The organism is Vibrio breoganii (assembly GCF_001677275.1).
GTDB lineage: Bacteria > Pseudomonadota > Gammaproteobacteria > Enterobacterales > Vibrionaceae > Vibrio > Vibrio breoganii.
Genome location: NZ_CP016177.1, coordinates 2,762,991 through 2,781,703 on the forward strand (window position 1 = coordinate 2,762,991; position 18,713 = coordinate 2,781,703).

Annotated in this window: 15 protein-coding genes, 1 tRNA gene, 2 rRNA genes and 1 riboswitch; of the genes, 7 read left to right on the plus strand and 11 right to left on the minus strand. The window is 45.6% G+C overall.

Translation table 11 applies throughout. The annotated features are described in order from the left end of the window. The first annotated feature begins 39 nt into the window (after nt 1-39). On the plus strand, nt 40-1,803 hold the full coding sequence (ggt, locus tag A6E01_RS12850; protein ID WP_065210320.1) for a gamma-glutamyltransferase: 1,764 nt from the start codon (nt 40-42) through the stop codon (nt 1,801-1,803). Nucleotides 1,804-2,513: 710 nt separating this feature from the next. Next, on the plus strand, nt 2,514-3,140 hold the full coding sequence (locus tag A6E01_RS12855) for a MarC family protein (protein ID WP_017027085.1): 627 nt from the start codon (nt 2,514-2,516) through the stop codon (nt 3,138-3,140). Between the two features lie 39 nt (nt 3,141-3,179). Here A6E01_RS12855 and uvrD read toward each other — a convergent pair whose 3' ends face one another. Then, on the minus strand, nt 3,180-5,351 hold the full coding sequence (uvrD, locus tag A6E01_RS12860; RefSeq protein WP_017027086.1) for a DNA helicase II: 2,172 nt from the start codon (nt 5,349-5,351) through the stop codon (nt 3,180-3,182). A 279-nt stretch (nt 5,352-5,630) separates the two neighbouring features. On the opposite strand from uvrD, the gene A6E01_RS12865 reads away from it, so the two are divergent. From A6E01_RS12865 to A6E01_RS12880, 4 genes are all read left to right on the plus strand, one after another. Next, nucleotides 5,631-5,891 (plus strand): BufA1 family periplasmic bufferin-type metallophore, encoded by a 261-nt coding sequence (locus tag A6E01_RS12865; protein ID WP_017027087.1) that lies wholly within the window; start codon nt 5,631-5,633, stop codon nt 5,889-5,891. A gap of 83 nt (nt 5,892-5,974) precedes the next feature. Next, a complete protein-coding gene (bufB, locus tag A6E01_RS12870) occupies nt 5,975-6,829 on the plus strand; it encodes an MNIO family bufferin maturase (RefSeq protein WP_065210321.1) in 855 nt (284 codons plus the stop codon). Continuing rightward, a complete protein-coding gene (locus A6E01_RS12875; protein ID WP_017027089.1) occupies nt 6,826-7,584 on the plus strand; it encodes an HvfC/BufC N-terminal domain-containing protein in 759 nt (252 codons plus the stop codon). The genes bufB and A6E01_RS12875 overlap by 4 nt, the downstream gene beginning before the upstream one ends. Nucleotide 7,585: 1 nt before the next feature. After that, complete coding sequence (locus tag A6E01_RS12880) at nt 7,586-8,041, plus strand: DoxX family protein (RefSeq protein ID WP_017027090.1); 456 nt, start codon at nt 7,586-7,588, stop codon at nt 8,039-8,041. Between the two features lie 28 nt (nt 8,042-8,069). Here the strand turns inward: A6E01_RS12880 and tsrA are convergent, their stop codons facing one another. Further along, nucleotides 8,070-8,351 (minus strand): H-NS-like global regulator TsrA, encoded by a 282-nt coding sequence (gene tsrA, locus A6E01_RS12885; RefSeq protein WP_026012783.1) that lies wholly within the window; start codon nt 8,349-8,351, stop codon nt 8,070-8,072. A 223-nt stretch (nt 8,352-8,574) separates the two neighbouring features. Here tsrA and A6E01_RS12890 point away from each other — a divergent pair, with 223 nt between their 5' ends. Beyond that, nucleotides 8,575-10,356, plus strand: coding sequence for an aminopeptidase P family protein (locus tag A6E01_RS12890; RefSeq protein WP_017032899.1), 1,782 nt, complete (start codon nt 8,575-8,577; stop codon nt 10,354-10,356). 89 nt (nt 10,357-10,445) lie between these two features. Here A6E01_RS12890 and thiH read toward each other — a convergent pair whose 3' ends face one another. The 9 genes from thiH to A6E01_RS12935 form a co-directional block, all read right to left on the minus strand. Then, entirely contained in the window at nt 10,446-11,558 is a 1,113-nt protein-coding gene (thiH, locus tag A6E01_RS12895; protein ID WP_017027093.1) for a 2-iminoacetate synthase ThiH, read from the minus strand. Next, on the minus strand, nt 11,555-12,337 hold the full coding sequence (locus tag A6E01_RS12900; RefSeq protein WP_017032898.1) for a thiazole synthase: 783 nt from the start codon (nt 12,335-12,337) through the stop codon (nt 11,555-11,557). Before A6E01_RS12900 ends, thiH begins: the two co-directional genes overlap by 4 nt. A gap of 2 nt (nt 12,338-12,339) precedes the next feature. Next, the gene (thiS, locus tag A6E01_RS12905) at nt 12,340-12,549 is read right to left on the minus strand and encodes a sulfur carrier protein ThiS (RefSeq protein ID WP_065210322.1); all 210 of its coding nucleotides are present in this window, start codon (nt 12,547-12,549) and stop codon (nt 12,340-12,342) included. After that, nucleotides 12,542-13,303 carry a HesA/MoeB/ThiF family protein gene (locus A6E01_RS12910; protein WP_065210323.1) on the minus strand — a complete coding sequence of 254 codons (762 nt, stop codon included), beginning with the start codon at nt 13,301-13,303 and terminating at the stop codon, nt 12,542-12,544. Before A6E01_RS12910 ends, thiS begins: the two co-directional genes overlap by 8 nt. Further along, complete coding sequence (locus A6E01_RS12915; RefSeq protein ID WP_065210324.1) at nt 13,293-14,477, minus strand: thiamine phosphate synthase; 1,185 nt, start codon at nt 14,475-14,477, stop codon at nt 13,293-13,295. The genes A6E01_RS12910 and A6E01_RS12915 overlap by 11 nt, the downstream gene beginning before the upstream one ends. Nucleotides 14,478-14,556: 79 nt before the next feature. Then, nucleotides 14,557-14,670, minus strand: a riboswitch (TPP riboswitch). A gap of 39 nt (nt 14,671-14,709) precedes the next feature. Beyond that, complete coding sequence (gene crcB / locus A6E01_RS12920; protein ID WP_017027098.1) at nt 14,710-15,093, minus strand: fluoride efflux transporter CrcB; 384 nt, start codon at nt 15,091-15,093, stop codon at nt 14,710-14,712. 229 nt (nt 15,094-15,322) lie between these two features. Next, nucleotides 15,323-15,413 (minus strand) — tRNA-Ser (locus A6E01_RS12925). Between the two features lie 82 nt (nt 15,414-15,495). Further along, nucleotides 15,496-15,611, minus strand: a 5S ribosomal RNA gene (rrf, locus tag A6E01_RS12930). 91 nt (nt 15,612-15,702) lie between these two features. Then, nucleotides 15,703-18,592, minus strand: a 23S ribosomal RNA gene (locus tag A6E01_RS12935). Between the last annotated feature and the right edge of the window lie 121 nt (nt 18,593-18,713).

An 18,713-nucleotide genomic window follows, 5' to 3' on the forward strand; every position in this document is an offset into this window, starting at 1 on the left:
CACGCTTTCAGTACTTTACTGTAGCAGCGTGGCAACCCAATGATTCTTCGAACACTATCCCTACTCACTCTAGCCTGCGTGGCATCTTCAACGGTCATCGCCAATCAAGCCAGCGATGCGGTCGCACCTGAAACCCCTACCGGTTGGGAAACTAAGAAAGCCCAACAAAGCAAAGAGTGGATGGTTACAGCTGCAAACCCCATCGCTAGCCAGTATGCAGCCCAAGTGCTCAATGATGGCGGTAATGCGGTCGATGCCATGGTGGTAACACAATTAGTGCTAGGATTAGTTGAACCCCAATCATCAGGAATTGGCGGTGGCGCTTTCCTCGTATACTGGGATGGTGAGAAAAAAAACCTCACCACTTTCGATGCTCGTGAGACCGCCCCTCTAGCCGTCAAGCCTGAACACTTTATTGGCGAGGATGGCCAACCATTAAAATTCTACGATGCAGTCGTAAGTGGTCTGTCAGTGGGCACACCGGGTGCGATAAAGCTATTGTGGGAAATGCACCAAAAGCATGGCAGCGTCAAATGGCCAAGGCTGATTGAACCCGTAATAGAATTGGCAGAGCAAGGATTTACCATTAGCCCTCGATTAGCCAGTTTAATAGAAAGAGATAAACAACATCTCTCCATTGATGCCAACAGCAAGGCCTACTTCCTCAATGCAGATGGCAGCGCTAAACAAGCCGGTGAAGTACTGATTAATCAGGCGTATGCCGATACGTTAAGGCTTTTGGCCACCTATGGTGAAAATGCTTTTTACCAAGGCGATATCGCCAATGATATTGTTACAGCAGTCGCCAATCACCCCAAACACACAGGGGTGCTAGCAAAGAAAGACCTTGCCAGATATGAAGTCATAGAACGAACCCCAATCTGCGTGGACTATCTAGAATACGATGTTTGCGGTATGGGTCCCCCTAGCTCGGGAGGGATTGCCGTCGGTCAAATACTCAAACTCTCCGAGCAATTCCCACTGCATGAGTGGGGATCAAGCAGCGCAAATAGCTACAAAGTCATCGGTGATGCAACCCAATTGGCCTTTGCAGATAGAGCCAAATACCTAGCCGATAGTGATTTTGTGTCTGTACCCTCTCAAGGGCTCATCAATGAGGACTACCTTAAACAGCGCGCAGAAATGATAAACCTCAAAGCGCCTCTAAAATCAGTCAGTGCTGGGTCTCCTCCTTGGGAGATCGCCCTTAACTACGCCAATGACCAATCCATAGAGCTTCCTTCGACAACTCACTTTAATATTGTTGATGCCGAAGGAAATGTGGTCAGTTTAACCAGCAGTGTAGAAAACGTTTTTGGTTCTCGAATCATGGTCAGAGGGTTCTTACTCAACAACCAGATGACCGATTTTTCCTTTAAACATCATCAAGATGGTCAGATCATCGCTAATCACATTGCGCCAGGAAAAAGACCGCGCTCTTCCATGTCACCAACCATAGTCCTGAAAAATGACTCTCCTTATTTATCCATTGGTTCACCTGGCGGTAGCTACATCATTGGGTATGTTGCACAAGCGCTCATCGCTCACCTAACTTGGCAGTTACCTTTAGAGGAGGTGGTTCAATTGCCCCACATCTCCAATCGATTCGGCACAGTTGAATTTGAGCAAGACACTAGCGCACAGCAGTATGAGCAACAGTTTAAAAAATGGGGTTACAAAACCAAATTGAAGCCTCTCAATTCAGGCCTACACATCATTAAAATTGAGCGAGATTTGACCGGCGCGGCCGATCCAAGGCGAGAAGGTGTCGCTATTGGAGAAAATCAGATGGTAAGACAATAACGACATCCGCCCGAAATTTGTAAGAGATCTCTCACAAAGATGTGCGCGATCGAAGTTAAAATATATCGGAATTAGACCAAGATAACACTAAGCCATTGATTTATATAGAGCGAGATTGTGATTTGTTGTTACGATTAAAATCTTTTTTCTGTCACCCCATTGAGCAAAAATGAAAAAAGCATAATATAACAAGGGTCGGAAGGAAGCTGACACGGAAAAGGAAATCACCAAGGACTCGGTGTTCTTCAGGATGAAGATTCGGTTATTCAGGATGAATAGTCGGCATGGAAAGCAAATTGGACATTGAATGGACGCAATAGTAGCTAGGATGGTTACTACTAAGGAAAGACAATGGACACCTCTGGATGAGGCAAGGACTAAACATCAGGATGATGTAAAGGACACCGCTCAAGGAATAAGTGACGTGCGCTAACGAGGATTGTTGGCAGACCAGGATAAGGTCATATGGACACCGCTAGGATGGCGAGAAAAGGAATACGCTGAAGGATAACAGCACACTATCATGGATTTGATGCATGGAGCACACTTAGTAGCCGGATTGCTGCGAGTAAGACTATAACCCCGAAGAGCGCAAGCTCTCGGGGTTTTTCTTTATGTCACATATTTCATTCATCCCAACTTCCCACATGCCACACCTGATATACTGAGAAAGCCCCCTCCCTTAATCTTTGCTTTAGGAGATAACTTTCTTGCTCAGCATCCTAGTTACTCAATTTGTCGTCCTGTGGGCAGTCATCGATCCTGTTGGCTCAGTCCCTGTGTATCTTTCACAAACTCACCATTTAGCTAAAAAACAACGCCGATTAGTTGCGATTAAAGCCGTAGCGATTGCCACAGGCGTGCTTCTATTCTTTTTACTTGCGGGACAAGTGTTACTAGAGGCAATGCAAATTCCTCTCCCCGCATTCCAAGCCGCCGGTGGGTTAGTTCTACTGTTATTCGCATTGACCATGATTTTTGGCGAAAGCAAGCCAGAGCAAGAAAGCAAGATGTCGAAAGAGATAAACCGATCGGAGCTTGCCGATCTGGCCGTTTACCCTTTGGCTATTCCTTCAATCGCCTCTCCTGGCGCTATGATGGCCATCGTAATGCTTACCGATAACCATAGGCACGCCTTTATCGATCAGGCTATGACGGCAGGTGTTATGTTAGTCGTATTGCTCATCACCCTATTCTTATTACTAGGGGCGACTCATATTCAGAAGTGGATTGGCAACGTGGGTGCGGCTATCATCAGTCGTGTAATGGGGTTGATTCTGGCTGCGGTTGCAGTGAACAACCTTTTGCAAGGCATAAAAGATTTTTACTTAGCCTAAAAAGTAAAAAGCCCCAGCATTCACTGGGGCTCATTCAAATTACAATCTCTCAAGTTTGGCGTACTGGGTAATCAGCCACTTTATTCCTTCGCCGTTAAAGGCCACCTGAACACGGCTTTGCGCACCACTTCCTTCAAAGTTAATAATGGTGCCCTCTCCAAATTTTGGATGGCTCACCCGCTGCCCTAAGCTAAATCCAGTCTCATTAAAGCTTTCTTTCTTAACCGTTTGGCTAAAGCGTCCACTATTGGTTGGTCGACTCACCTGCGCCTTCATACGTACTTCTTGCACGCACGCTTCTGGCAACTCTTTAATAAAACGAGATGGCTTGTGATACTTATCTTGGCCATACAAACGGCGCATCTCAGCATAAGTGAGGTACAGTTTCTGCATCGCTCGAGTCATTCCCACATAAGCAAGCCTGCGCTCTTCTTCGAGTCGACCCGCTTCCTCTGATGACATTTGGCTCGGGAACATCCCCTCTTCTACGCCCACCATGAAGACCAAAGGAAACTCTAGACCCTTGGCACTGTGTAGGGTCATTAATTGCACCGCATCATCAAATTCATCAGCTTGACCTTCGCCAGCTTCTAGAGCAGCGTGGGTTAGGAAAGCGGTAAGATCACTCATCTCATCCGCCTCTTCAGGCTTTTCAAATTGACGGGTGGCCGTGACCAGTTCCTCAAGGTTTTCTATGCGAGCCTGAGCCTTTTCGCCCTTCTCCTGTTGATACATAGTAAACAAGCCAGAGGCTTTGATGGCATGGTCAGTTTGCTTGTGCATTTCCATTGAAGCGGTATCGTCTTCAAGGGCATTAATTAATTCGACGAAGCGCCCTAGAGCACCTGCGGCTCGACCCGCAAAGACCTTTTCTTCTAGAAGCTGATTACTGGCTTGCCATAATGTTGCGCCACGATCTCGCGCTGCAAAACGAATGGTTTCTAACGTCTTTTCACCTAGACCACGAGTAGGAGTGTTCACCACCCTTTCAAAGGCAGCGTCATCATTTCGATTCGACATTAAGCGCAAGTAACCCAATGCATCTCTGATTTCTTGACGCTCGAAGAATCGCATTCCGCCGTAGATGCGATAAGGCAACCCAGCTTGAATCAAAGCTTCCTCGATCACACGCGACTGGGCATTATTTCGATACAAGATTGCGGAGTCTTTTAGTGCCCCACCAGTATCCTGCCACTCTTTGATCTTATTGACCGCAAAGCGAGCCTCATCGAGCTCATTGTAGGCTGAATACACAGAGATTAGCTCACCATCACTGCCATCCGTCCACAACTCCTTACCCATACGCTCAACGTTGTTGGCAATCAGATGGTTAGCAGCGGTAAGTATGTTCTTAGTAGAACGGTAATTCTGTTCAAGGCGCACGGTTGATGCTTGCTTAAACTCATTCAGGAAGCGTTGAATGTTTTCTATCTTAGCGCCACGCCAACCATAAATAGATTGGTCATCATCGCCGACAATCATAACGTTACACTCAGGGCTCGCCATCATACGCAACCAAGCATACTGAATGTTGTTGGTATCTTGGAATTCATCCACCAAGATATGCTTAAAGCGAGCCTGATAGTGTTCACGAATATGTTGCTTATCTCGCAGAAGCTCATGGCAACGCAGCAAAATTTCAGCAAAATCAACTAAACCCGCTCGGTCACACGCTTCTTGGTATACCGAATAGATACGTAGCCAGGTCTTAGTCACTGGATCGTGATAGCTATCGATATGTTGAGGTCTTAGCCCCTCGTCTTTTTTGCCATTGATCCACCAAGCTGCTTGCTTTGCTGGCCATTGCTTTTCATCTAGATTTTGCGCCTTTATCAAACGTCGCAGTAAGCGCTGCTGATCATCAGAATCAATAATCTGAAAGTCTTCTGGCAATTTAGCATCAAGGTAGTGGGCGCGAAGGATACGATGACAGATGCCATGGAAGGTACCATTCCACATCCCAGAAGCAGTGCCTTGCATCAGTTCTTCAATACGGCCACGCATTTCAGCGGCGGCTTTATTGGTGAAGGTTACCGACATAACCGAAAATGGCGATGCTTGCTCTACAGACATCAGCCAAGCAATACGATGAACCAATACTCGAGTCTTACCACTTCCCGCGCCCGCTAGGATCAATAGGTTGCCCAATGGGGCTGCAACGGCTTCTCGTTGTTTATCATTGAGCCCGTCGAGTAATAATGATGCGTCCATCGTACCTTTCCAATCAATTACTGTTTATTTATACATTAAAGCTCAGTATACAGGGTTACAGGTACAATCTCTAACCTGTGTTTCTGTCGTTTATGCGTAGAAAAATAAAAATTAATTCCTCTTAATTTTCAATGGCCTACATTGAAACCTTCATTTTATTGTATTTTTTTGAAAGATTTTCGTGATCCAACCCGTCCTATTTAACAGGCATTCGCAACAAACCGTTAACATTAACCCGCGATTGCTCAGACAACTTAGAATCATATCGAGGATGAAATTATGAAAAAGTCTAATCTTGCAGTTACAGCGGCAGTTACTGGTTTATTAGCTCTAGGTGGCACCATGCTGACTGCAACACATGCAGTGGCAGCTGAGAAAGAGAAATGCTACGGCGTATCAAAGGCAGGTAAAAATGACTGCGCAACGAAAACAAGTTCGTGTGCGGGTACATCAAAAGAAGATCACCAAAAAGACGCCTTTGTCGTAGTGCCTAAAGGGCTTTGTGACAAGCTAGCCGGTGGTAGTACATCATCTTCGTAATCTAGCGACGAATTAGATTTAAGGTCTGGGGCACACCTATTAAACGTGCCCCTCTTTTTCGCAAATTTTCGGAGAGTACAACGATGCACAATGCAGGGATTCATAACAGTATTGGGGTGGGTTTACGTCATCCTCATCTCAACTTCTTTGAGCATAACCCTGGTCATGTGTCTTGGTTAGAGGTGCATAGTGAGAATTACTTCGAAATCAACTCCCCAGCACGACAGCAGCTTAGAAACATTCGTCAGCAGCATCAAATCTCTTGCCACGGCGTAGGACTTTCCCTTGGCTCAGTGGGAGAAATAGATAAATCCCATCTACAATCTTTGGTAGATTTGATTGATGAGATCGAACCCTCACTGGTCTCGGACCACTTAAGCTGGAGTGAAAATGGCGGTGTGCATTTTAATGACCTGCTCCCTCTTCCCTATACAGAAGAAGCTCTAGAGGTGTTTGTTCGAAATGTACTTCAGGTACAAGATGCCATCAAGCGCCCGCTGTTAATCGAAAACCCAAGCAGTTATTTACGCTTCAATCATTCCACCATTTCAGAGTGGGACTTTCTAAACGAAGTACAACAACGCTCTGGATGCCAACTGCTACTCGACCTAAATAACATCTATGTTTCTTCATTAAACCATGGCTTTGATGCGCTTCATTACCTGAATGCCATCAACCGACAAGCGGTTCAAGAGATTCATCTTGCTGGGTTTACCGTCAAAGAAATACAAAACTCAAAGATATGGATTGATACACACAGTACCAAGGTGTGTGATGAGGTGTGGGAACTATATCGTATATGGAGTCAATCCAACCCAAACACTGCCACCCTAATAGAATGGGACATGGATATTCCGTCACCAGAGGTACTATTAGGTGAGGCCGAAAAAGCATCTGTGATTGCAAAGCAGTTTGCTGATATGAGGGAAGCCTCATGATCAGCCTGTCTCAACTGCAGAGTAACTTTGCCCGCTCCTTAGTCTATCAAGGAGAGGTGTCTGACTGTCACATTCACAGCGACCACTTCACTGATGAACAGCGCATTCAAATCTATCGAAACAATGTGGTGCATAGTTTTACTGATGTCCTGAAGGCCATGTATCCCTACACATTAGCTTTGGTGGGTGAAGAATGTTTTGAACAGATAGCACGATCCCACGTACTGAATACGCCCTCATTAAGCGGCAACGTATCCGATTATGGGCAAGGGTTTGAGCAAACCCTATCGACATTTCCAAAAGTTATTGAGGCTGCCCCTTACATCACAGAGATCGCTAGGTTTGAAGCCTTAGCTGATGAACTTAAACTGACTCTTCACAACGCAATAGAGAATGAGCACCAACCCCTTGCAGCGCTGAGCCAGTTGAGCGACCAACAGCAACAAAATATACGCTTAGTTTCTAAAGCCAGCGTCCGCAGCTTTGAATCAAATTATTCGATATTCGACCTTATCGAGGCCATTGACCAAAACACTTTCGATGAGTTGCAACTCAACCAACCACAATATGGTTACGTTCAAGCAACGCCCGATGGACACCTTCATTTCCATCAGCTCGAACACAATGACTTTTTGTTGTTGAGAGCGATCGAAAGCCAGCAACCGTTATCACAAATCAATGAACAGCAACTTCCTTCTATACCGTCATTGGTAGATCGAATGCTGATCGCCGGCTTTGCACAGCTAAGGAGTTGATATGAACAGTACATTCCAATCCAAATACCGAGCTTATGAAGGGATCGTTGAGAACCTTCAAGGCCTAGCAGTACCTGCCCTTTTGCTTTTCTGTCGACTTTGGGTTGCTTGGGTTTTCTTTAATGCAGGACTGGTGAAGATAGGAACCTGGGACAGTACCCTCTTTTTATTCGAATACGAATATCAGGTGCCTATTCTTCCTTGGGAAATCGCGGCTTATGTAGGAACCGCAACTGAACTTATCGTTCCTATTTTTATCGCGCTAGGCTTATTTACACGACCATTTGCAGCGATATTATTCATATTCAATATCATGGCCGTGGTGTCTTATCCCGTTCTGTGGGAAAAAGGATTTTATGATCATCAACTATGGGGTTTAATGATCTTAATTAACCTAATTTGGGGAGCAGGAATATTATCTGCCGATCATATTCTGGCGAAGCGGTTCAAACAATAATAATGATAATAAGCTCCTGTATAGGAGCTTATTTATTCATATATGCTTTTAAGTCTTCGATAGAGATACCATCTTTTACGAGTTCTTGCGCGAGTAAGTCAACTTGCTCACCCTTTCGAGATTCAATGACTCTTTGAAACTGATAAACGATGTCTTTTAGAGTGTGCAAGGGTAATTGTTTTGCTGCACTTCTAATTCTTTCTTCACTTTGATTGCCTAGCTCCCTCAGTAATTTGCCATACATTACTTTTTCAGGAGACTCTTCCATCTGCTCCATTATACGAGCTAATTCATAAGTCGTTAATGCCATATTATTTCACTTCAATAAGAACTTGTTGTGTTTTGAAGAAATCAAAACTCGCGGTGGGACGGAAATATTGTCTGTATATAGAATATACTCTTTTTACCGTAACTAGAACAGTTTTCATTTGCGATATGCAACGTCATTTTCCGCACTCTGAAATTGCACACAGGCCTTAAAAAGAGTAGCTTAATCGCCATGCGCATAAAGGTAGTAACGAAAAGGAGAGATTATGCCAGCTCAGATAAAAAGCCGTGTTGCAGATTTTCGCAACTGGTTAAGTACAAATGGATTAGACGCCTTCATTGTTCCTCATGAAGATGAATTTCTTGGTGAATACATTCCAGAGCATAATGAACGCTTACACTGGCTGACTGGCTTTACAGGATCAGCAGGAGCAGCAGTAATCTCAACTAACGATGCGGCTATTTTTGTCGATGGTCGTTATACCGTTCAAGTAACGAAACAAACCCCTGCTGATGTTTATTCATATCAACATCTTGTGCAAACTCCACCTGTAGCTTGGATTACTCAAAACCTCGAAAAAGGCAGCAAGGTGGGGATTGACCCTAGAATGCACTCTGGTCGTTGGTTAGCTTCAACCAAGCAATCCCTTTCTGAAGACTACGAACTCGTGTACATCAATAGCAATCCAATCGATACATTATGGAGTGATAGACCACAGGCTACGCTTTCTACATTGCGTCTAATGGAGAATGACTGGGTTGGTGTTGGTAGCCAGGAAAAGCGCACGTTAATTGCTAATGAGTTAACAGCACAAAAAGCGGATAGCGCCGTTCTTACTGCACTAGATTCAATTTGTTGGTTATTGAACATTCGCGGTAGCGACATATCTCGTTTACCTGTTGCCCTCTCTCACGCCATTGTTCATAGCAATAGTGAAGTAGAATTCTTTATTGATTCTGAACGTGTGCCAACTCAGTTTGATGAGCACGTTGGTTCGGGTGTTACGGTCTACTCTCCATCAGAACTTGAGACTCGCCTCACTGCCCTTAAGGGCCGCAAGGTAATACTTGATCCGGCAACCAGTAACGCATGGTTTGAGCTAGTGCTTAACCAAGTGGGTGCGGAAGTACTTCCAATAGCCGACCCTTGCCTAATTCCTAAAGCGGTTAAAAACAGTGTCGAAGCACAAGGAATGAAGAACAGCCACGTTCGTGATGGCGTTGCCATGATTAAGTTTTTGTCTTGGTTCGACAAGCAAAACGATAAAGGCGAGTTTCTCAATGAAGCACAACTATCGGATAAGTTAGAAAGCTTCAGGAAAGAAGATGCTTCATTGGCGGATCTAAGCTTCGATACTATTTCAGCCGCCGCTCACAATGCAGCAATGTGCCATTACAATCACAACAACGAGCCTACTCCAGGTGTTGTTTCTGACAACTCCATGTACTTGGTAGACTCTGGTGGTCAATATCCAGATGGAACGACAGACATTACTCGAACCATCGCAATTGGCAACCCGACACAAGAAATGAAGAAACAATTCACTCTTGTATTAAAGGGACATATTGGCCTAGCTCAAGCTCGTTTCCCTAAGGGAACTAAAGGACATCAATTGGATATCCTTGCGCGTCAGCATTTATGGGCGAACGGATTTGATTACGACCATGGTACAGGTCATGGTGTGGGTCACTTCCTTAGTGTGCATGAAGGGCCACAACGTATCGCGAAGGTATACAATGATACGGCGTTAGAAGCAGGTATGGTTCTGTCTAATGAACCGGGTTACTACCGCACCGACGAGTTTGGTATTCGCATCGAAAACCTAGAGATTGTTGTTGAGGTTGAAACAGCCGGCGATTTCTCGGTGTTAGGCTTTGAATCCCTGACGCGCTGCCCTATCGATACACGTAACATTGACCTCTCGCTCTTATCTGCACACGAAGTTGAGTGGCTAAACACGTACCATCAAAAGGTATGGAACGACCTTTCACCGCTTGTAGATGGCGAAGTGAAACAGTGGCTTGAACAAGCAACGAGCGCCATTTAATCTTCGTAGTCAGTTACGAACAAAAAAACCAGTGGTTACGCCACTGGTTTTTTATTTTGGTTTCACGTGAAACATCTAGCTCGAAACGCTTAGCCCGAGTATATCGAAGTCCAATCTCTCCACACTGGTTCCAATCCTCTATTTCTGATCGCCATTTCCACTTCTGCGGCTGAACGTTCATCTGAGATTTCAAACTGTTCCAGTTCTTCAGTATCGACCGCGTAGCCACCTGGCTGGGTTTTGGATGCCGCTGAAACTGTAGTTACACCTAATGGCAGAATGTTGTCTCTAAAGGTGGCTGACTCGCGTGTAGAAAGAGAAATATCAACGTGCTGATTAAAGAGGCGGTAGGCACAAATAAGTTGCACCATCTGCTTATCATTCAATATTGATTTAGGTTGTACCCCTCCCTCGCAAGGTCTCAATCTAGGTAGAGAAATACTGTAGCGAGACTTCCAGTAGGTTCTTTCTAAGTATTCCAGGTGGGTAGCAACAAACAAACTATCAACACGCCAATTGTCCAAGCCGATAAGCGCACCTATGCCAATCTTATCAATCCCTGCTTTGGCTAATCTATCGGGTGTTTCCAGTCGATAGTAGAAGTCCGTTTTAGAGCCTTTAAGATGATGCTCTGCATACGTCGAAGGGTTATAGGTTTCTTGATAAACCATGACCGCATCTAGGCCAAGTGTCTTTAGTTCGGCATACTGTTCTTGATCCAGTGGCTGTACTTCCATCGCTAGATAATTGAAATCCTTTTTGATCTCAGGAAGTACTTGTCGGAAATAATCCATACCGACTTTGCTCTGGTGTTCTCCCGTTACCAACAAAACACTGTCAAACTTCATTGCCTTAAGCGCATCGATCTCCAAACCAATCTCGTCCAGATCAAGCGTCTTACGCTTAATCTTATTCTTCATGGAGAAACCACAATAAGTGCAATCGTTTGAGCAAAGATTCGATAGGTACAAAGGAACGTATAGTCCGACGGTAGAACCGAAACGCTGTCTTGTTCTCTGGTAAGAAAGCTGTGCCATCGATTCTAAAAACGGTTCTGCGGCTGGTGAGATGAGCGCTTTAAAATCTTCTATATCGAGCCTAGGTTTCGCTAGCGCTTTTTCAACATCCATTGCTGTCTTAGACATAATGGATAGATAGCTCTCACTCCAGTCAGTAGATTTAAAGACATCTACAAAACTCATAATTTGGCCTCATACTGAGAGTCTAGAAATGCGGTCATAGGGCTAGAAGCTACCGCACTTAATTGCTGAGCACCTAAGCCTGCTACGTAAGCCATTCTACCCGCCTCAACCGCTAGCTTAAACGCTCGACTAATAGCAACCGGATCGCCCGCTGTAGCCATTGCGGTATTAACCAAAACGGCATCTGCGCCTAATTCCATCGCTTGTGCTGCATGAGACGGAGCGCCTATACCTGCATCGACGATAACAGGAACGTTAGCTTGCTCAATGATGATTTTCAGGAAATCGATAGAAGCCAATCCTTTATTAGTACCGATTGGCGCCCCTAGCGGCATAACGGCAGCACAGCCCACTTCCTCTAGGCGCTTACATAGAACTGGGTCAGCATGGCAATAAGGTAGAACGATAAAGCCATCCTTAACCAATTGTTCTGCAGCCTTCAATGTCTCGATTGGATCTGGCATCAAGTACTTTGGATCAGGGTGAATCTCTAGCTTAAGCCAATTTGTTTGCAGGGCTTCTCTAGCGAGGTGAGCGGCAAAAATTGCATCCTCTGCATTCTTTGCACCGGAAGTATTGGGTAAAAGGTTAACGCCAAGGTCATTCAGTGGCTTCAAGATATCATCTTGTCGATCAAATACGTCAACACGCTTCAGTGCCATGGTCACTAACTCAGACTCAGAGGCTTCGATTGAAGATGCCATCAAGGTGTTATTAGCGTACTTACCAGTCCCGGTGAACAGTCTTGATTTAAATGTCTTATCTGCAATTTTAAGCATTGTTAGCCTCCAGCTATCGCACGGAACACAGAGAGTGTGTCGCCTTTTTGTATTTGAATAGTGTTCCATTTTGATTTTGGAATCACCTTGTTGTTCACCGCAATAGCACAGCCCTCAGAAGGAATGCCTTGCTTATCTAATACCTCTATAAGATTGGATTCCATACCAATATTGATTGGCTTATCGTTAATGGTTACGACTACTTCATTCATTGTTGTTTCCCTCGCTACATACCGCGCAACTTTCATCTTTCTCAATAGCAAATTTTTGGTAGCTCATCTCTCGTCCGTTAAACACCGTCAATTCGCCGGTATTCAGTGTTTCAGGCTCTATGATCGCTCTTATTGCGAGCATAGATTGAAGACTGCCTATCATGTTTACACTCGGTCCCATGACACCGGTATCGCTGCATTTTGTGGCTTGATTGGACTTACTGAACGGATATAGGCAGTGATAACAAGCACTCTGATGTTGCCCATCAAAGTAAGCAACTTGGCCGTCCCAGCCTATCGCTGCACCGGACACTAATTGGGTTTGGTTAGAGATACAGGCCTTGTTGATGTCTTGTCTTGTTGGGAAGTTATCACTACAGTCGACAACGAGATCGACCATACTGACTTCGATGTTGAGTAAATCTAAAGACATTCGTCTGATTACACTACGAGTACTGATCGATGGATTGAGTCGTTGGATTTGTCCCGCAAGCGCTTTCGCTTTTGCTTGGCCAAGGTCTGATTCTCTGTAGCTTAGTTGACGATGCAGGTTACTTAGTTCAACACTATCATCATCACAAAGCACTAACTTACCTATACCTGCACCGGCCAGTTGCAACGCCACTGCACTGCCTAAACCACCACACCCAACGATAAGTACCTTGGCATCGAGCAATAATCTCTGCCCATTCTCTCCCAACTCAGGCAGCATGATCTGACGTTGATAGCGCAAAAACTCCTGGTCAGACAGCATCAGAAGCCTCTTCTAATCGGATTGCTTTTTCATTGAGGTGTTCGAACAGTTGTTGGAATTGTGCAACAGCTTCATGCTTATCGTGCGCTTGTGTTACCGCCCTCACCACGGCCACACTCGTTACACCTGACTCTATGACTAACGGAGCGCGCTCTAGGTTAATCCCGCCAATCGCTACGGAAGGCAGTATTTCACCTCTTTGTTCACCGATAGAGGTGATCAGAGCCTGATATAAGTTAAGCTTAATTAGGCCTTGTGGAGAAGACGGCATATCTTTTGTGGTAGTAGGAAAGATGTGCCCTAGTGCCAAATACGAAGGCTTGTACTGCAACGCATTGATGATTTCATAATACCCATGCGTTGATATCCCTAAACCTGTGTCACTACTTAACAGACGGCTGTCAGCTAACTCTGCTAGGTCTTCTTGCCCTAAGTGAATGCAAGAAGCACCATGCTCTAACGCCAGCTCCCAGTAATCATTAATGACAACATCCACTCCGCGCTGTTTACCGATCTGAATTGCTCGCCTCACATCTTCAGATACCGTCTCATTAGACTGATCTTTAATTCTAAGTTGGAGAATGTTCACATCGCTTTGGGCAATTTCATCGACAAGCTCAAGGCTATCAAGCACTGGATATAAGCCAAAGCATCGCGCCGATTTTCGAGCCGACACTTGTTGATGGGTTGTGGCTAATTGAGGAAAGAATTTGATGTGGTTCGGCCATGTTTCACATGAAACATGCAAGGCGCTTTTGGCAATAAGAGCAGCATCTTCAATAGTGAACTCTAAAGACAAAGCGGTGAGAATCCATGCTAAATAGTCGTCACAACTGGTCAGGTAATCTTCAGGTTTATATGTCCACTCAAAGGAGCTACCATCACTCAGAGTGATTGAGTCCTGCCCTTTAGCATGAAGAACTATCAGGGAAGCAAGCTTATTATTCTCTGAATCGACTATAGTTGCAGAAAACTGCTGTTCTACATTTGTCTCAACAACAAGCTTAAATGTTTGGTTAGGAGTGACTACAGCATAACTGTCTCCAGCAGAGATCGCAGTTATCACATTGCTAAAGCCAGCAGTAGTTGCCTTACTAGCGACAAGTGAGAACGCTTTATCAAAAGCAGGAGTTATCGTTGGAGATTGTATATAACTATTTAGCGGGGATTCCATCGCCCTATCCTTCTGTAAAAAACACAGCTTGTCGGATAGATTGATGGTACAAGTATTAGATAGAAACCCAATAGCTTTTCGAAGTGACCACCTTGTTTCCTTCGCAGGTATTACCCTGTATCAGGTTCAACGAATTCCGTATTCACGGTCTCAGCATCTTGTGATTAACACTTCAGCACTCCGACAAGCAGTTCCATTATATATAAACTACGAGAAGAACAAAGCAAACATGTTAGTTTTTGAAGACTAAATGGAATCCAATCATTGCAGCAGAGATACTGAACACCACATTAAGCACAATGTTCAATCCAGCCTTCCAGTAGTCCCCTTGTTGGAACATAAGGACATTATCCATAGAGAAGGTAGAAAAAGTCGTTAACGCACCTAAGAAGCCAAGGCCGATGATTTGACGCCAAGGGTCGACAGCAATCACTTCATTTTCAAATAGGGCAATCAATGTTCCCATGATAAATGAACCTACAATATTGACCGTCAAGGTACCATACGGAAAACCACGCCCTAGCAATACAACACACAGTTCAGAAATCAAATATCGCGAACAAGCACCAAAAGCACCACCAATTGCGATAAATCCAAGGGTTGCAAGCTGTCCCATTCCCTAGTTCTCCTTCGTAAAATACGATTACATTTAAAAAGTTACACCTGTCACTTATAGGTGCTTTTATGTGATATAGATCGATAGCATAGCAAACATATGCATCGCATATCGTGCAAAAGTTTAGATTGCATAAAATAACGACAAAAGACTGGGGAGTTTATAAAAGAGGATTTGAAATACTACAGATACAAAAAAACCGCTGACGAATCAGCGGTTTTTTGTAATGTGGCGGAGAGATAGGGATTTGAACCCTAGAACCGCTATTAACGGTTGCCGGTTTTCAAGACCGGTGCTTTCGACCACTCAGCCATCTCTCCACAAATTGTTACTAGTTAAGGTCTTATAAATGCCTTATCCAGTATTTGCTTTCAGATCGTTAAATCTAAAAACTTAATTAAAGCCTGGCGATGTCCTACTCTCACATGGGGAAACCCCACACTACCATCGGCGCTATTATGTTTCACTTCTGAGTTCGGCATGGAATCAGGTGGGTCCACAATGCTATGGTCGCCAAGCAAATTTTAAAATTCGGAAAGCTAATATCTAAAAGTTTTTATCACACATTCAAAGTTCTACTTTGAGTCCACAAAACCCCTTGGGTGTTGTATGGTTAAGCCTCACGGGCAATTAGTACAGGTTAGCTCAATGCCTCGCAGCACTTACACACCCTGCCTATCAACGTTCTAGTCTCGAACAACCCTTTAGGACACTTAAAGTGCCAGGGAAGACTCATCTCAGGGCTCGCTTCCCGCTTAGATGCTTTCAGCGGTTATCGATTCCGAACTTAGCTACCGGGCAATGCCATTGGCATGACAACCCGAACACCAGAGGTTCGTCCACTCCGGTCCTCTCGTACTAGGAGCAGCCCCCTTCAATCTTCCAACGCCCACGGCAGATAGGGACCGAACTGTCTCACGACGTTCTAAACCCAGCTCGCGTACCACTTTAAATGGCGAACAGCCATACCCTTGGGACCGACTTCAGCCCCAGGATGTGATGAGCCGACATCGAGGTGCCAAACACCGCCGTCGATATGAACTCTTGGGCGGTATCAGCCTGTTATCCCCGGAGTACCTTTTATCCGTTGAGCGATGGCCCTTCCATTCAGAACCACCGGATCACTATGACCTGCTTTCGCACCTGCTCGAATTGTCATTCTCGCAGTCAAGCGGGCTTATGCCATTGCACTAACCACACGATGTCCAACCGTGTTTAGCCCACCTTCGTGCTCCTCCGTTACTCTTTGGGAGGAGACCGCCCCAGTCAAACTACCCACCAGGCACTGTCCTCATCCCCGATGAGGGGACTAAGTTAGAACATCAACACTACAAGGGTGGTATTTCAAGGATGGCTCCAACGATACTGGCGTACCGTCTTCAAAGCCTCCCACCTATCCTACACATGTAGGGTCAATGTTCAGTGCCAAGCTGTAGTAAAGGTTCACGGGGTCTTTCCGTCTAGCCGCGGGTACACTGCATCTTCACAGCGATTTCAATTTCACTGAGTCTCGGGTGGAGACAGCGTGGCCATCATTACGCCATTCGTGCAGGTCGGAACTTACCCGACAAGGAATTTCGCTACCTTAGGACCGTTATAGTTACGGCCGCCGTTTACCGGGGCTTCGATCAAGAGCTTCGACCGAAGTCTAACCCCATCAATTAACCTTCCGGCACCGGGCAGGCGTCACACCGTATACGTCATCTTACGATTTTGCACAGTGCTGTGTTTTTAATAAACAGTTGCAGCCACCTGGTATCTGCGACTCCTAGTAGCTCCATCCGCAAGGGATTTCACCGCCAAGAGCGTACCTTCTCCCGAAGTTACGGTACCATTTTGCCTAGTTCCTTCACCCGAGTTCTCTCAAGCGCCTTGGTATTCTCTACCCGACCACCTGTGTCGGTTTGGGGTACGATTTCTTATAATCTGAAGCTTAGAGGCTTTTCCTGGAAGCATGGCATCAATGACTTCACTGCACGTAGCAGCTCGACATCGTATCTCAGCGTTAAGAAAGTCCGGATTTACCTAAACCTTCCGCCTACATACTTGAACCTGGACAACCATCGCCAGGCCCACCTAGCCTTCTCCGTCCCCCCATCGCAATTATAAGAAGTACGGGAATATTAACCCGTTTCCCATCGACTACGCCTTTCGGCCTCGCCTTAGGGGTCGACTTACCCTGCCCCGATTAACGTTGGACAGGAACCCTTGGTCTTCCGGCGAGGGGGTTTTTCACCCCCTTTATCGTTACTCATGTCAGCATTCGCACTTCTGATACGTCCAGCAGCCCTTACAGACCACCTTCAACCGCTTACAGAACGCTCCCCTACCCCGCATACAAAAGTATGCAGCCGCAGCTTCGGTGTATAGCTTAGCCCCGTTACATCTTCCGCGCAGGCCGACTCGACCAGTGAGCTATTACGCTTTCTTTAAATGATGGCTGCTTCTAAGCCAACATCCTGGCTGTCTGAGCCTTCCCACATCGTTTCCCACTTAGCTATACTTTGGGACCTTAGCTGGCGGTCTGGGTTGTTTCCCTCTCCACGACGGACGTTAGCACCCGCCGTGTGTCTCCCGGATAGTACTCAATGGTATTCGGAGTTTGCAAAGGGTTGGTAAGTCGGGATGACCCCCTAGCCTTAACAGTGCTCTACCCCCATTGGTATTCGTCCGAGGCGCTACCTAAATAGCTTTCGGGGAGAACCAGCTATCTCCAGGTTTGATTGGCCTTTCACCCCTAGCCACAAGTCATCCGCTAATTTTTCAACATTAGTCGGTTCGGTCCTCCAGTTGATGTTACTCAACCTTCAACCTGCCCATGGCTAGATCACCTGGTTTCGGGTCTAATTCTAGCAACTCGACGCCCAGTTAAGACTCGGTTTCCCTACGGCTCCCCTATACGGTTAACCTTGCTACTAAAATTAAGTCGCTGACCCATTATACAAAAGGTACGCAGTCACGCTTCGAGGCGCTCCTACTGCTTGTACGTACACGGTTTCAGGTTCTATTTCACTCCCCTCACAGGGGTTCTTTTCGCCTTTCCCTCACGGTACTGGTTCACTATCGGTCAGTCAGTAGTATTTAGCCTTGGAGGATGGTCCCCCCATGTTCAAACAGGATATCACGTGTCCCGCCTTACTCGTTTTCACTTAAAATGCGTTGTCGGTTACGGGGCTATCACCCTATACTGCGAGACTTTCCAGACTCTTCACCTGACGCATTAAAAGCTTAAGGGCTAATCCAATTTCGCTCGCCGCTACTTTCGGAATCTCGGTTGATTTCTCTTCCTTCGGGTACTTAGATGTTTCAGTTCCCCGAGTTTGCCTCATTAACCTATGTATTCAGTTAATGATACGTGCTTATGCACGTGGGTTTCCCCATTCAGAAATCCCAGACTCAAATGGTTATTACTACCTAATCTGGGCTTATCGCAAGTTATTACGTCTTTCATCGCCTCTGACTGCCAAGGCATCCACCGTGTACGCTTAGTCACTTAACCATACAACCCCAAAGGGTCTTGCTTAACGCATTGCAGTTGCTACGCTGCAGTATGACGTTTCCAAGGTGCGTTATCTCTTTATTATGAGCGAGATAACATTCGATTTTGCCGGACTCAAATT

Bases quoted from the DNA above. Each gene is read 5' to 3' on its own strand.
- ggt (WP_065210320.1), top strand. From the start codon at position 40: ATGATTCTTCGAACACTATCCCTACTCACTCTAGCCTGCGTGGCATCT.
- uvrD (WP_017027086.1), bottom strand. From the start codon at position 5,351: ATGGACGCATCATTATTACTCGACGGGCTCAATGATAAACAACGAGAA.
- A6E01_RS12865 (WP_017027087.1), top strand. From the start codon at position 5,631: ATGAAAAAGTCTAATCTTGCAGTTACAGCGGCAGTTACTGGTTTATTA.
- bufB (WP_065210321.1), top strand. From the start codon at position 5,975: ATGCACAATGCAGGGATTCATAACAGTATTGGGGTGGGTTTACGTCAT.
- A6E01_RS12875 (WP_017027089.1), top strand. From the start codon at position 6,826: ATGATCAGCCTGTCTCAACTGCAGAGTAACTTTGCCCGCTCCTTAGTC.
- A6E01_RS12880 (WP_017027090.1), top strand. From the start codon at position 7,586: ATGAACAGTACATTCCAATCCAAATACCGAGCTTATGAAGGGATCGTT.
- tsrA (WP_026012783.1), bottom strand. From the start codon at position 8,351: ATGGCATTAACGACTTATGAATTAGCTCGTATAATGGAGCAGATGGAA.
- A6E01_RS12890 (WP_017032899.1), top strand. From the start codon at position 8,575: ATGCCAGCTCAGATAAAAAGCCGTGTTGCAGATTTTCGCAACTGGTTA.
- thiH (WP_017027093.1), bottom strand. From the start codon at position 11,558: ATGAGTTTTGTAGATGTCTTTAAATCTACTGACTGGAGTGAGAGCTAT.
- A6E01_RS12900 (WP_017032898.1), bottom strand. From the start codon at position 12,337: ATGCTTAAAATTGCAGATAAGACATTTAAATCAAGACTGTTCACCGGG.
- thiS (WP_065210322.1), bottom strand. From the start codon at position 12,549: ATGAATGAAGTAGTCGTAACCATTAACGATAAGCCAATCAATATTGGT.
- A6E01_RS12910 (WP_065210323.1), bottom strand. From the start codon at position 13,303: ATGCTGTCTGACCAGGAGTTTTTGCGCTATCAACGTCAGATCATGCTG.
- A6E01_RS12915 (WP_065210324.1), bottom strand. From the start codon at position 14,477: ATGGAATCCCCGCTAAATAGTTATATACAATCTCCAACGATAACTCCT.
- crcB (WP_017027098.1), bottom strand. From the start codon at position 15,093: ATGGGACAGCTTGCAACCCTTGGATTTATCGCAATTGGTGGTGCTTTT.